This is a genomic window from Pseudoalteromonas citrea, from assembly GCF_000238375.3.
In the GTDB taxonomy this organism is placed as follows: Bacteria; Pseudomonadota; Gammaproteobacteria; order Enterobacterales; family Alteromonadaceae; genus Pseudoalteromonas; species Pseudoalteromonas citrea.
Genome location: NZ_AHBZ03000014.1, coordinates 597,042 through 610,876, shown reverse-complemented (window position 1 = coordinate 610,876; position 13,835 = coordinate 597,042). Strand labels below are relative to the sequence as shown.

The 13,835-nt window shown below is 41.5% G+C and carries 12 protein-coding genes; 7 read left to right on the top strand and 5 right to left on the bottom strand.

Annotated elements, in window-relative coordinates:
- Window positions 1-3 precede the first annotated feature (3 nt).
- Window positions 4-534, bottom strand: a complete 531-nt coding sequence (locus PCIT_RS06060; protein ID WP_010362265.1) for a GspH/FimT family pseudopilin — start codon at window positions 532-534, stop codon at window positions 4-6.
- A gap of 81 nt (window positions 535-615) precedes the next feature.
- Window positions 616-1,152, bottom strand: a complete 537-nt coding sequence (locus PCIT_RS06055) for a GspH/FimT family pseudopilin (RefSeq protein ID WP_010362264.1) — start codon at window positions 1,150-1,152, stop codon at window positions 616-618.
- A 145-nt stretch (window positions 1,153-1,297) separates the two neighbouring features.
- On the opposite strand from PCIT_RS06055, the gene glnB reads away from it, so the two are divergent.
- Window positions 1,298-1,636, top strand: coding sequence for a nitrogen regulatory protein P-II (glnB, locus tag PCIT_RS06050; protein WP_010362263.1), 339 nt, complete (start codon window positions 1,298-1,300; stop codon window positions 1,634-1,636).
- Window positions 1,637-1,701: 65 nt separating this feature from the next.
- Here the strand turns inward: glnB and PCIT_RS06045 are convergent, their stop codons facing one another.
- Window positions 1,702-2,460, bottom strand: coding sequence for an outer membrane protein assembly factor BamD (locus PCIT_RS06045; RefSeq protein ID WP_010362262.1), 759 nt, complete (start codon window positions 2,458-2,460; stop codon window positions 1,702-1,704).
- A gap of 123 nt (window positions 2,461-2,583) precedes the next feature.
- Between PCIT_RS06045 and rluD the strand changes: the two genes are divergently transcribed.
- The 3 genes from rluD to clpB all read left to right on the top strand — a co-directional run bounded on the left by rluD (window position 2,584) and on the right by clpB (window position 6,959).
- Window positions 2,584-3,561, top strand: coding sequence for a 23S rRNA pseudouridine(1911/1915/1917) synthase RluD (gene rluD / locus PCIT_RS06040; RefSeq protein WP_010362261.1), 978 nt, complete (start codon window positions 2,584-2,586; stop codon window positions 3,559-3,561).
- Between the two features lie 9 nt (window positions 3,562-3,570).
- Entirely contained in the window at window positions 3,571-4,296 is a 726-nt protein-coding gene (pgeF, locus tag PCIT_RS06035) for a peptidoglycan editing factor PgeF (protein ID WP_010362260.1), read from the top strand.
- Between the two features lie 89 nt (window positions 4,297-4,385).
- Complete coding sequence (clpB, locus tag PCIT_RS06030; RefSeq protein WP_010362259.1) at window positions 4,386-6,959, top strand: ATP-dependent chaperone ClpB; 2,574 nt, start codon at window positions 4,386-4,388, stop codon at window positions 6,957-6,959.
- Window positions 6,960-7,076: 117 nt separating this feature from the next.
- On the opposite strand, the gene PCIT_RS06025 is transcribed toward clpB, so the two are convergent.
- A complete protein-coding gene (locus PCIT_RS06025) occupies window positions 7,077-8,624 on the bottom strand; it encodes a methyl-accepting chemotaxis protein (protein ID WP_010362258.1) in 1,548 nt (515 codons plus the stop codon).
- 79 nt (window positions 8,625-8,703) lie between these two features.
- Here PCIT_RS06025 and PCIT_RS06020 point away from each other — a divergent pair, with 79 nt between their 5' ends.
- The 3 genes from PCIT_RS06020 to PCIT_RS06010 all read left to right on the top strand — a co-directional run bounded on the left by PCIT_RS06020 (window position 8,704) and on the right by PCIT_RS06010 (window position 12,358).
- Window positions 8,704-9,642, top strand: a complete 939-nt coding sequence (locus PCIT_RS06020) for an NADP-dependent oxidoreductase (protein WP_010362257.1) — start codon at window positions 8,704-8,706, stop codon at window positions 9,640-9,642.
- 60 nt (window positions 9,643-9,702) lie between these two features.
- The gene (gene gshA / locus PCIT_RS06015) at window positions 9,703-11,280 is read left to right on the top strand and encodes a glutamate--cysteine ligase (RefSeq protein WP_010362256.1); all 1,578 of its coding nucleotides are present in this window, start codon (window positions 9,703-9,705) and stop codon (window positions 11,278-11,280) included.
- A gap of 469 nt (window positions 11,281-11,749) precedes the next feature.
- Window positions 11,750-12,358 carry a transglycosylase SLT domain-containing protein gene (locus tag PCIT_RS06010; protein WP_010362255.1) on the top strand — a complete coding sequence of 203 codons (609 nt, stop codon included), beginning with the start codon at window positions 11,750-11,752 and terminating at the stop codon, window positions 12,356-12,358.
- 158 nt (window positions 12,359-12,516) lie between these two features.
- Here PCIT_RS06010 and PCIT_RS06005 read toward each other — a convergent pair whose 3' ends face one another.
- On the bottom strand, window positions 12,517-13,791 hold the full coding sequence (locus tag PCIT_RS06005; RefSeq protein WP_010362254.1) for an HlyC/CorC family transporter: 1,275 nt from the start codon (window positions 13,789-13,791) through the stop codon (window positions 12,517-12,519).
- Between the last annotated feature and the right edge of the window lie 44 nt (window positions 13,792-13,835).

Here is a 13,835-nt window from a genome sequence, read left to right as displayed (position 1 = left end):
ACTTTATAATTCACATTTATCGGTCGCCCTTAGCCTAGAGCGGCCCGTTAAACTTACCGTAAGCTCTGCGCCTTGACGTGTACTATTGTAAGCATGTGTACAGTATACGAACGTGCCATTAGTAAACCCTTTTATACTGCCATCTGGTTGAAAGGTGATGGCAGTTCTTGGATATGTAAACATATGTGTAGTGTGAACTGCATCAAGGGTAAAGACTATTTCATCATTTGGTTCCAATACCCGCCAATCGCCTTTATCAATAAATATGCTAAGTGGTTTATGCCATTGGTTATGCTTACATTTATTATCGACTAGTGGGCATATAGTAATATTTTTACCGAGTAATACGGCTTGCCCTCTGGCCAAGTTAAGCGATTTTTTTACAAGGCGAAGGTGCTGCAGTGGCACATGATTAGACATGATCTCAGAGTAACTAGCTAAAGAAAGAAGTGATATTATTCCAACGATAGCAGTTGAAATAATTAATTCGAATAGTGTAAAGCCATACTGATACACTGTTGTTTTTGTCTCCATCCATGGATCCCAAAGGTGAGCGTATTTATAATTTTAGGTAATTTTATTAAATCAGCAAACTTACGGTATAAAGTTTATATATTATAAACACTTTTGGTCGCTGTCTCCTGAGTAAAACGCATTCCCTGATAATGCCAGTGTTAGTTGTTGATTATTTTCTTCTGAGCCTGCTGGGCAATATAAAAAGTTACCCGTTTGTGATGTAACCCTACCGCTGCTATCAAACCGAATGGTTGCCGTGCCGCTGAATGTTAATGTATCACCTGTTGATACAAGGTCCATTGCCCTTACCAGTGTATCGCCATCGTTATGTTGCCCGTTGTTGTCAACGTCTACAAAAACGATGATGTTATTGTTCGACCAGTTACTTGTGCATGACATGGTGCCCCGAGCTGTGAGTTCATCAGGGTCAACAGGGCATGTTATGACAATTTCATCACTTGTTGTAGCTTTTGCCCGAGCAAAAGAGAGGGTGCGTTTTAAGTCGAGTAAAAAAGCTTCTGCTTTATTACTTTGCGCGAGATTACTGTTGTTAAAAAACGCAATACTTGCCAGTATGCTTACGATAGCAATCGCGATCATGAGTTCAAGTAAGGTGAAGCCTCGTGTTCTTGTCATTACACACCCCAGACGAGATAAAAATTTTCATACTTTAGTTTTATTCATTATGACGTTGTTTTTTGTTCAGATCCAATCACTTTGTTTGCTAACAGTTTTAGGATTGACTAAAATCGACACACTGCCAATGGAAAATTAAAGAATCATGAAGAAAATAGAAGCAATTATTAAACCGTTTAAGCTAGATGATGTTAGAGAGGCACTCTCTGATATCAGTATTACCGGTATGACCGTCTGTGAAGTTAAGGGGTTTGGTCGACAAAAAGGTCATACAGAGCTATACCGTGGTGCTGAGTATATGGTTGATTTTTTGCCAAAAGTTAAATTGGATATTGTGTTAGCAGATGAAGATGTTGATAGAGCAATTGACGTCATATTAAAAACTGCGCAAACAGGCAAAATTGGTGATGGTAAGATATTTGTCACTGATGTTGAGCGTGTAGTGCGTATTCGCACGGGTGAAGAAGACGAAGAAGCTATTTAATTGTGTTCAATCACTGACAAAAAAGCCGCGATATAACGCGGCTTTTTTACATCGAGAGTGTGAGCTTAGCGCTTATTCAAAGTACGGGTTTGCTTCGCGTTTTCACTTAAATCATTGAGGCCTAGCTTTTTATAGCTTTGCTCCATGATGAGTAACGCATCATTAAGATAACTGCTCTGTGAGTAATGCTCTAAGACATATTTACCGCGGTTCGCTGCAGCCAAAAATGCCTCACGTTCGAAGTAATATTGAGCCACTTTAATTTCATAACGTGCCATCCGATTTAATAGCCAACCAAGACGCTTTTTAGCTTCAGGAATATAGGGGCTAGAGGGATAACTTTTCACTAACGTTGATAAATCTTGAAAAGCAACTCTGGTGCGGCTGGCGTCACGGTCAGCGCGGTCAACACCAAAGTATTCTTGGAATGCATTCTTATCAGCTTTAATATTTACTAGGCCTCTCATGTAATACATATAATCGAGGTTTTTGTGATTAGGATTAAGGCGAATAAATCGGTCAATGGTTGCCAAGGCTTGTTCGGTATTGCCGGTTTGATAGTGTGCAAAAACTAAATCCATTTGTACTTGGCGTGAATAAGGGCCAAATGGGTAGCGAGAGTTGATAGCACTTAAAAGTTCAATGGCTCTGGCGTAAAGGCCTGAATCTAAAGTTTGCTTAGCATCGTCATAAAGCGCTTGCGCAGATTTGTTTGGTACGCGTTCGATATTTTCTTGTTCTGGTGCAGATGAACACGCTGCTAATCCTAAAAATGAGGCGCTTACTACGATAGCAAAGGCGCGCTTCCCTAAGTTCATTATCATTTTATTTTACTACCTTTGGTGTCTTCGGCTAGGCCAAGTGAGCAAAACCGAGTAAACTATGCAATTATGCGATTCTAACCCAGTCGAGCAAAGCTTGCACTGGTAATTTAGGTAAAGTTACAGATGTCAGAGCAAATTTCTCTTCAAGCTGAAGTTCCTACTGAGCTAGGCGGTAAACGTCTAGACCAGATTTTGGCGCAATTGTTCCCCGATTTTTCACGTTCAAGAATAAAAACGTGGATTTTAGATGATAAAATCACCGTTGATGGTGAGGTTCTTAACACGCCGAGGGAAAAACTACTCGGTGGTGAAGTGGTTGCGATTGAAACACTGATCGAAGCACCGCGTGAATATGAAGCCCAAGATATTCCATTAAATATTGTTTATGAAGATGATGACATTTTAGTTATCAATAAGTCGATGGGTTTAGTGGTACACCCTGGAGCGGGTAACCCTGATGGCACAGTATTAAATGCTTTGCTGCATCATCACCCGGATATTATTAATGTTCCACGTGCGGGGATTGTTCATCGTCTAGACAAAGACACGACCGGGTTGATGGTTGTGGCAAAGACGATTCAAGCACAAACTCACTTAGTTAAAAATTTACAGGCGCGCGAAAACTTTACCCGTGAGTATGAAGCCTTGTGTAATGGCACAATGACCGCCGGTGGTATGGTTGAAAAGCCAATTGGCCGTCATGCAACCAAACGAACGCATATGGCTATTCACGAAATGGGTAAGCCGGCAATCACGCATTACCGTGTTGCAGAGAAGTTTAGAGCGCACACACGTTTGCGTTTGCGACTTGAAACAGGCCGTACTCACCAAATCCGTGTGCACATGGCGCATTTAAACCACCCATTAATCGGTGATCAGCTTTACGGTGGCCGACCTCGTCCGCCACGTAATGCCACGCCTGAGTTGTTTGCACAGTTGCGAGACTTTAAACGCCAAGCATTACATGCAATTAAGTTGAGTATCGCGCATCCAATTACTGGTGAAGTGATGACATGGGAAGCACCTATTCCAGATGACATGCAAATAGTCACCGAAGCATTACGCGCTGATACAAAAGAAAACCCTGACTTGGCGTTGTAGTTTTTTATTGTGATCCTTCCTAATTGGCCGGTTCAAGATAAAGTTGGTGCATTATCAACCACGCGCTCTGGTGGTGCATCAACGGGTTCTTTCTCAAGTTTTAATTTGGGATATCATGTCGGCGATGAACGCAACGAAGTTGTAGCAAATCATCAATATCTGCGCACCTATTTACCTGCTCAAGCCATTTGGCTTGAACAAATACACGGTGACCGTGTTTTTGTCGTAAATGAAAAAAAACCAGTTACGCAATGGCCTCAAGCCGATGCTTTATATACTAACGCTCGGTTGCAGCCGCTTGCCATTATGACCGCTGATTGCTTACCTATATTATTAGCAAGCAAGTGCGGTGGGGAAGTAGCAGCAGTGCATGGTGGATGGCGACCTTTGGCTGCTGGTATTTTAGCGAATACGTTGGTGCAGTTTAAGTGTGATCCAGATGATATTTTTGCTTGGTTAGGTCCAGCTATTGGCCCTAAAGCATTTGAGGTTGGCTCTGAAGTTGTTGCGCAATTTTGTAATTTAGATAGCGCACATTGTAGCGACTTTGTAGAACAAAATACGGGTAAATATTTGGCAGATATATTCGCTATTGCGACTCGTCAGTTAGCCGAATTGGGCGTGACTAAGGTGTATACTGATAAACTATGTACAGTCTCTGACTCTCACCGTTTTTTTTCTTATCGACGTGACGGTCAAACAGGTCGTATGGCCAGTGTGATCTGGCGTAATTAATCCGAAGAGTTTTCAGCTTTTTGACTTGAACATTTCACAAATCATACCCATTTAATAACAAGTTATAGTTATAAATAGGTATATACCTTATGCGTTTGGACCGATTCACCAGTAAATTTCAAGCCGCGCTCTCAGATGCGCAGTCTTTGGCATTGGGCCGAGATCATCAATTTATTGAACCTGTACATTTAATGTATGCACTATTACAGCAAACCGGTTCCAGTGTGCGTGCGCTTTTGGCACAAGCTGGGATCAGTGCAGATGAGCTCAATACTAAACTCTCGCAAGCGATCGAAAAGGTATTCAAAGTCGAGGGAATTGGTGGCGACGTACAGCTGTCTCATAATTTGATTGGACTAATTAATTTATGTGATAAGTATGCGCAAAAACGTAAAGATAAGTATATTTCCAGTGAGCTGTTTGTATTTTCTGCATGTGAAGATAAAGGCGACTTAGGGCAGATATTTAAAACGCTTCATATAACTCAGCCAAAAATTGAAGCCGCAATTAAAGCGATTCGTGGCGGTCAAAAAGTTGATAACCCAAATGCAGAAGAAACTCGCCAAGCACTTGAGAAGTACACGGTAGATTTAACAGAGCGAGCAGAGCAAGGTAAATTAGACCCTGTTATTGGTCGAGATGACGAAATTCGTCGGACTATTCAAGTATTACAACGTAGAACGAAGAATAACCCCGTATTGATTGGGGAGCCAGGGGTCGGTAAAACAGCCATTGTTGAAGGGCTTGCGCAACGTATCATCAATGGAGAAGTGCCTGAAGGGTTAAAAGGCAAGCGAGTACTGTCATTGGATTTAGGCGCACTGGTCGCGGGTGCGAAATACCGAGGCGAGTTTGAAGAGCGTTTAAAGTCGGTGTTAAATGAGCTTTCTAAAGAAGAAGGACAAGTGATCTTATTTATTGATGAGATCCATACTATGGTTGGCGCAGGCAAAACGGATGGCGCGATGGATGCAGGGAACATGCTCAAACCTGCACTAGCACGTGGTGAACTGCATTGTGTTGGCGCAACAACATTAGATGAATATCGTCAGTACATAGAAAAGGATGCCGCGTTAGAGCGACGTTTTCAAAAGGTATTTGTTAGTGAGCCCAGTGTCGAAGATACCATTGCAATCTTACGCGGCTTAAAAGAGCGTTATGAATTGCACCACTCGGTAGATATTACCGATCCCGCCATTGTTGCTGCGGCAAATTTATCACATCGGTATATCTCTGACAGGCAATTACCCGATAAAGCGATTGATTTAATTGATGAGGCGGGGAGTTCAATTCGCCTACAAATTGACTCTAAGCCGGAACAATTAGACAAACTTGAGCGTCGGATCATTCAGCTCAAGCTTGAAGACAATGCGCTTGCCAAAGAAAAAGATGAAGCCAGTCAAAAGCGACGAGCAGAAATGCAGGCGTTGATCAATGAGCTTGAAGGCGAGTACCGCGAGTTAGATGAAGTATGGAATGCTGAAAAAGCCTCTTTGCAAGGCACACAAGTGATTAAAGCTGAGTTAGAGCAAAGCCGTCTCGACCTTGAAGTAGCAAGACGTGCTAGTGACTTACAGCGTATGTCAGAACTACAATATGGCAGAATCCCTGAACTAGAGCGCAAACTTGATTTGGCGTCACAAGCAGAAATGCAAGAGATGAACCTACTGAAAAACCAAGTGGGAGAAGATGAAATTGCGGAAATACTGTCGCGCTGGACCGGGATCCCAGTAGCAAAAATGTTACAAGGAGAACGTGAAAAGCTCCTTGCTATGGAAGATGAACTGCATAACAAGGTTATTGGTCAAGATGAAGCTGTGCATGCAGTCTCAAATGCAATACGCCGCTCAAGAGCAGGGCTTGCTGATCCGAATAGGCCCATAGGTTCATTTTTGTTTTTAGGACCAACGGGAGTCGGTAAAACTGAGCTGACAAAAGCCTTGGCACACTTTATGTTTGATACCGAAGATGCCATGGTGCGTATCGATATGTCGGAGTTTATGGAAAAGCACTCAGTGGCGCGTTTAGTGGGCGCCCCTCCCGGGTATGTGGGCTATGAAGAAGGGGGATATTTAACCGAAGCGGTAAGGCGCAGACCTTATTCAGTGGTACTGCTTGATGAAGTCGAAAAAGCCCACCCTGATGTGTTTAATATATTACTGCAAGTATTAGATGATGGCCGCCTTACAGATGGACAAGGACGTACTGTAGACTTTAAAAATACAGTGATCATTATGACCTCAAACCTGGGGTCTGATATTGTTCAAGAACAAGCAAGCAACAATGATTATGCGGGTTTAAAAGAGCGCGTAATGGGCGTATTGGCGACCCAGTTTAGGCCAGAGTTTATTAATCGCATCGACGAAACAGTCGTATTCCACCCGTTGGTGACTGAACATATAAAAGAAATAGCGTCTATTCAGTTAGATAAGTTAACGACACGGCTACATGAGAAAGGCTTTCAGTTTGGTTTAACAAGTGATGCATTGGAAAAAATAGCACAAAGTGGCTTTGATCCTGTATTTGGTGCGCGCCCTTTAAAAAGGGCAATTCAGCAGTATATTGAGAACCCATTGGCCCAGCGATTATTGTCAGGAGAGTTTGTAACCGGCGATAGTATTGTGGTTGACGTAAAAGACGAGGGCATTGTTTTTTTAAAGTAGTACATACACTACTTTAATCGGTATATGAATAAGGTGTGATATCGGCTAATTACGACATCAAGTAACGCATCAGTAGCCTCGTCTACGGTGTCTTTACTTGATGTCACTGCTAAATAATTACACTTTGAAGGTAAGCAGCATCCCATTTACTTTATCGGCACTATTTACCAACTTTGCGGCATCCTCTGCTACGCGATAGCTTAATTGTAGATTTTCTTCGCCATGATGACTAATGGTATTAATGTTGCTATTTATATCGTGGCTAACAGATTGCTGTTGCTCTGCCGCAGCTGAAATCTCTAACGCCGAGTTCGCAATTTCAGTAATTTGATGGTAAATCGTTTCCAGCGCTTTTTGACTCGCTTGGCTTGCGTGTGCACAGTTATCTGCTCGGTCTTTGGTTGACTGCATTACCTTAGACCAGTTGTGAAGGGTATCCTGGATCTCTTTGATTGAACTATAAATGTGGCTGGTGGCATTTTGCGTACGAGAAGACAACGCACGCACTTCGTCAGCAACGACGGCAAACCCTCTGCCATGCTCTCCCGCTCTGGCGGCTTCAATAGCGGCATTAAGTGCAAGTAGATTTGTTTGTTCTGCGATCCCTTCAATTTCGGTCATGACTTGGCCAATTTTATCCGCTTCATTGGCGAGTGTTGTGGCGGTTTGTGCCGCTTCATCAACTTGACTGGCGAGTGTGCCAACCATGCTGGCGTTTTCAGACATTGTGGCTTTTATATCATTACAATGGGCTTGGGTTGTATCTACTTTGGTTGCGGTTTCACTGGTGTTATTGGATATTTCCCCTATTGTGGCGTTCATTTGCGACATGGCCGTTGCCATTGAACTCAAACGCTGGCTTTGCGCCTGTATGCCTTGTTCGGTATTGTTTGATTTTTCATCTAGGCTGGTAGCAATACCTTTAAAGGTAATGGTTGAATCTTTCATTCGACCAAGTACGGTTCGCAGTTTTGCTTGCAACATGCCTTGATTATATTTGGCGATACTAAATGGCGTGTGTCCGTCATAGATGTATCGTGAAACAGAATCAAACTCAGCCCTTTGTTTAGCTAATTGCGCAGGCGTATCTATGAGCTCATCATAATTCATAAAAAGTAGCGTTAATAGTAACCCTGTTATGATGAGTGTTGTGAGCCAGCCAGCTTGTATTGCGATTAGAGTTAAGCAGATTACGGTGAGTATCATACTGAGTGTTTGGCGAGTTTTGGTATTCTCTCGCCAATGGCCTATTTTTTTACCCGTATTAATGGCGTTATAGAGCTGTTGGGCTCTTTGTATTAATTGTGCTGAGGGGCGAACTCGGACCGATTGGTAACCGACAAGTTTTCCTTGCTCAAATATCGGTGTGACAAAGGCATCCACCCAATAATAGCGGCCATCTTTACAGCGGTTTTTTATAATTCCACGCCAAGAGTGACCGTCTTTAAGCTTGTCCCAAAGCTCCTTAAAAGCAGCTTTTGGCATATCTGGGTGGCGTACAATGTTATGATTCTTTCCTACCAGTTCATCTTGAGAAAAACCAGAGATGCTACAAAATGCGTCGTTTGCGTAGGTGGTGACACCTCGTAAATCTGTCGTTGATACAAGTTGCTGTGAATCGTCAAAAGTCACTTCTTCATTTGTTATTGTCTGCCCACGACGCATGGTTTTCTCCATAGGGGATATTCTTAAATTATGTTAGATTATAGCCAGTTAAAAAAGTAGGTAAAAGTAAGGGAACATAATGACTCAATTAACTCAAACCTATGGGGTTATCCAGTTTGGAAACGCCGATGCACTGACTAAAGTTGAACTCACTTTATCACAGCTTGACGTAAATAAGGTTCGAATTAAGCTGATCAGTAGCAGTGTAAACCCGATAGATGCAAAAACACGTCAAGGCTTGGGTTTTGTGGCAAAAGAGAAGGCCCAAGATCAATTTATGCCTCTAGGCTACGATGCTTTTGGAATAATAGAACAAGTGGGTGAATCAGAGTCTGATTTGACTGTGGGTCAACATGTTATTGGCATGGTTGGCTTTGCACATTCGCCAGGCTGTTATTCCACTTACTTAGATGTTTGTCCAAGTGAATTAATTGTCGTTAACGCGCAAGAAACCGCTGAGATTGCCGGTCTATGTTTGGCAGGGCTGACGGCTTTGCAAGCATTGCGTTTATTTGAGGATGTAAATTCAAAGCCTATTTTTATTACAGCGCCAACAGGGGGAGTCGGGCATTTGGCCATACAGATAGCGAAAACGCTTGGGTTAGATGTTATTGCGTTGACGACTCGGCCAGCTCACCCGTTACTGAAGAGCTTGAATGTGAAAGTGCTTGGGTATGATGATTTTTATAAGCAGCAGCACGATGCTGCGTTGTTAGATTTAGTTGGTGGCGAGCGCGGCTTGAATTTACTGAATTATATTACGCGTGAGAATATGATAGTGACGGTGCCGACACTATCCAAAGATTTGATATGCGCAAAGGCAAATGAGTTAGGCCAAAATGCGACAGGTGTTGTGGTTAATGCGGTGCACGAAGATCTAAAGTGGCTGTATAGCGTATATAAAAGCGGAAAAATTAATGTGCATCAAGACGAGTCATTCAGCTTAGAAAATGTGTCTGATGCGCATCATTACATGGAAAATAATAACTATTGTGGGAAAATAATAATTACCGCTTGAGTAATTGCACAAATGACCCCATTGAGATGACATTGCCCTGAATGGCTTGAGGATACTTTTTTGATAACTACAGAACTAAAAACACGATTAGATGCTTTATCTCAGCCTAAGCATCAACAAGCAATTAAGGGAATTATGCGTGGCATTGAGCGAGAAGCGCTGCGTATAAAGAAAAGTGGTCAAATTGCACAAACACCTCATCCAGCTGGTGCGGGTCACCCTTTGACCCATAATAGTATTACCACAGACTTTTCTGAATCATTACTTGAATTTATTACTCCGGTAAGCGAGGACGCAGAAGAAACGTTAAACCAATTGAGAGACTTGCAGAAATTCACCTTGGACCAAATGGGTGAAGAGCTGTTATGGCCTATGAGCATGCCATGCTTTATTTCAAATCAAGATGATATTGCATTAGCACAATTTGGCAGTTCCAATGTTGGTCGTATGAAAACGCTTTACCGTGAAGGTTTAAAAAACCGATATGGCAGCATGATGCAAGCCATTGCGGGTGTGCACTTTAATATCTCATTTCCAGACTCACTCTGGAAAAGCTTAAAAGAGTTAACGGCTGATAAGCAAACAGAGCAAGATTTTATTTCGGAGCAATATCTTGGTTTGATCCGAAACTTTAAACGAGAAATGTGGTTGATCAGTTATTTATTTGGCGCATCACCTTCATTATGCAGTTCTTTTTTGCAAGGTAAAGAAAGCGAATTACCATTTGAACGCATTGGGAAGGGCACTTTATATTTAAAGCATGGCACAGCTTTACGACTGGGCGACCTTGGTTATACCAATAGCGCACAGTCGTCGTTAAAGGTGACTTATAATAACCTAGATGAGTACATTGCTGGTTTACGCGCTGCAATTCATTGCCACTCTGATTTATATGGTGACTTAGCCGACTATCAAGACGAGAACCCCAAGCAGTTAAATAAAAATATTCTACAAATCGAAAATGAGTTTTATTCGCCAATTAGGCCAAAGCGTACTAGTCAAAGCGGTGAAACGCCTTCTCAAGCATTAGCGAAAGGGGGGATTGAGTATATTGAGATCAGGGCGCTTGATGTGAACCCATTTTCAGATACTGGGATCAGTCTAGAGCAAATTCGCTTTTTAGATGTATTTTTGACATATTGCTTGTTGAAATCATCGCCGGAATTAGATTTTGAACAGCAGCGTTCAACGCAAATTAACTTAAAGCGTGTGGTTAACCAAGGCAGAGATCCTGAGCTTCAATTAGAACAGGGTTCTGGTGAAGTGAATATTGTTACATGGGCAAACCAGATTTTTGATGATTTGACCGCTGTAGCTGAGTACATGGATAATGCCTATGGTGTTGAGTATTACAGCCAGACTATTGAGCATATTCAGACTTGGATTGCAGATAGTACCCAGACACTTTCTGGCCGTTTGATTTCGCAAATGTTAGAAACACAGCAGGATGGAGGTGTTATCGCGTTAGAAATGGCACAAACATATCAGCGAGCGGCTATGGACTATCCTTATCAAGTCTACAGCGAAGATATTTTACATCGCCAGGCGATTGATTCTCAGAACAAAGAAAAAGAAGTTAGAGAGGCTGATAAAGTGGAATTTAAAACCTTTTTAGATGATTACTTTAGCAAAGCCTAGATAAAAAAAAGCGTAGCTCAATGGGCTACGCTAAATATAAATCAGGGATGAAACAATGCCAAACTGCTGCATTCATAAAGTAAGACTCGCCACTCGAGATTAAGTTCAATAAACTTTTAATATAATTTTACTTTGAGGTATGCAGGTGAAATTAGCTTATTAAAAGTGCTTATGGCTAAGTTCATACAGGTCCAATGTCTCAAAAAATTGAAATTAGTATAAATATAAAACTATTGATTTCTCTATACGCAACTGCAAAATATACCTATGTTTTTAAGTTAATATCAGCGACATAAAATATATGTTTTTGTTTGCAAGTTTGCATATATAGTAGCGTGAAGGCAAAAAAAAACGCAAACTTCATAGAAGGTTGCGCTAATTGAAATTCAGGGATGAAACAATGCTAAACTGCTGCATTCATAAGTTATGACAGACGATAATTGCAAAAGTTCACTAAGGTTTAAAAAAAATGCTAAAAAAATACTTTCTCATACCTTTGCTCTGTTTGCTTGGTGGTTGCGCGACGGCGCCGCCGAAGCAACCAGATGACTTATGTAAAATATTTACAGAAAAAGAAGATTGGTATTATGATGCCAGAGATGCCCAAGAAAAATGGGGATCACCTAAACATGTATTAATGGCTATGATGTATCAAGAGAGCTCTTTTAGACATGATGCCGCGCCACCAATGGAGTATTTTTTATGGATTATTCCGACTGGTAGAGCAAGCTCTGCCTATGGCTATTCACAAGCGAAAACGATGACTTGGAAAGATTATATTAGAGAGTCGGGTAATTCGGGGGCGGATAGAGATGATTTTGAAGATGCCATCGACTTTATGGCATGGTTTGTTTATAAAACCCATAAGGTGAATGGCATATCAAAATGGGATGCTTATGCGCAGTATTTAAATTACCATGATGGCTGGGGTGGCTATAAGCGTGGTACCTATAAAAAGAAAAAGTGGTTAATGGCCGTTGCCAATAAAGTAAAACATCGTGCGAGCAGATATGGTGCACAACTTAAACGCTGTGAAGCTGATTTAGATAAAAATTGGTTTGAGCGCTTGTTCTCATAATAAGTATTGGATGATTAACACACTATGAGGAAGCATTATTATGTCCACAAATAGTGGTACTTGTCACAACACACTTTTAATATATTTCAGGTCAGAATAACTTTAGATATGAAAAAGCCGAGCTTAGTAAGACTCGGCTTTTATCGTTAAAGTCGCTTTTATTTAGGGTTGTTTCTTTGTTGTGGGAAGACTTTGACCTGTTTGATCATGTTTTCTTTGATCTCAATTATTTCTATTGGGTAACCCGCAATACGCATACCTAATTGTGTCTCAGGAATATCTTCTAAATATTCAACAATCAAGCCACTGAGTGTTTTAGGTCCTTCTGTCGGTAATTCCCATGTCATCTCTTTGTTAATATCGCGAATATTAGCAGCACCATCTACCAATACTGAACCATCGCTTTGCACGTCAACTTCATCACTGGTTGCGCGCGTTTGCGTAGTTGTAAAGTCACCAACCACCTCTTCGAGGATATCCTCCAGCGTTACTAGGCCTTGAATATCACCATATTCATCTACCACTAGGCCAATGCGCTCTTTGCTTTGTTGAAACTTTAATAACTGCGTGTTTAACGAGGTGTTTTCGGGAATATAATAAATCTCTCTAACTGCTCGTAATAACGAAGGCTTGTCGAATTGCTCTTTGGTAAGTAATCTTAGTGCATCCCTTGAATGAATAAAGCCAACGGCATCGTCAATTTGATCTCGATATAATAAGACACGAGTATGTTGTGCATTGGTGAGTTGCTTTGAAATGTCTTTCCAGTCGTCATTTATGTCGATTGCGTTAATTTCATTACGCGGGATCATTATATCCTCGACTGTGACTTGTTCTAAATCAAGAATAGACGTTAGCATATTCTGGTGATTTGACGGCAGTAGAGCACTTGACTCATTTACGACCGTTTTAAGTTCTTCTTTACTTAAACTATGCTCTTCAATTTGCTGATTTGAAATACCAAAAATACGTAACATGCCATTGGTGATCCAATTCACCGCAATAACCAAAGGGAATAAAATTTTGAGCAAACCTTTGAGTATTATCGAACTTGGAAATGCGACTTTTTCTGGATAAAGCGCTGCCAATGTTTTTGGTGTGACTTCGGCAAAAATCAGCACAACGAGTGTGAGTACAAACGTCGCGATTGCAATACCCATATCACCATACAAGCGGATACCAATTATTGTTGCTACCTGTGCGGCTGCAATATTAACCAAGTTATTACCGATAAGGATTAGGCCTATCAGCCTATCCGGTCGACGCAGCAACTTGCTTACACGTTTCGCGGCTTTATGATTTTGCTTTTCGAGGTGGCGTAACCGAATACGGTTAATTGACATGATCCCTGTTTCAGAGCTAGAAAAGTAGCCCGAGATCAATATAAGCAAACCTAAGAATATAAATAGGGTGCTTGTAGATATGTCGTCCAACAGAGGAGTCCTTTTTGACTTACGAAAGCGTATTAGGCGTTAGC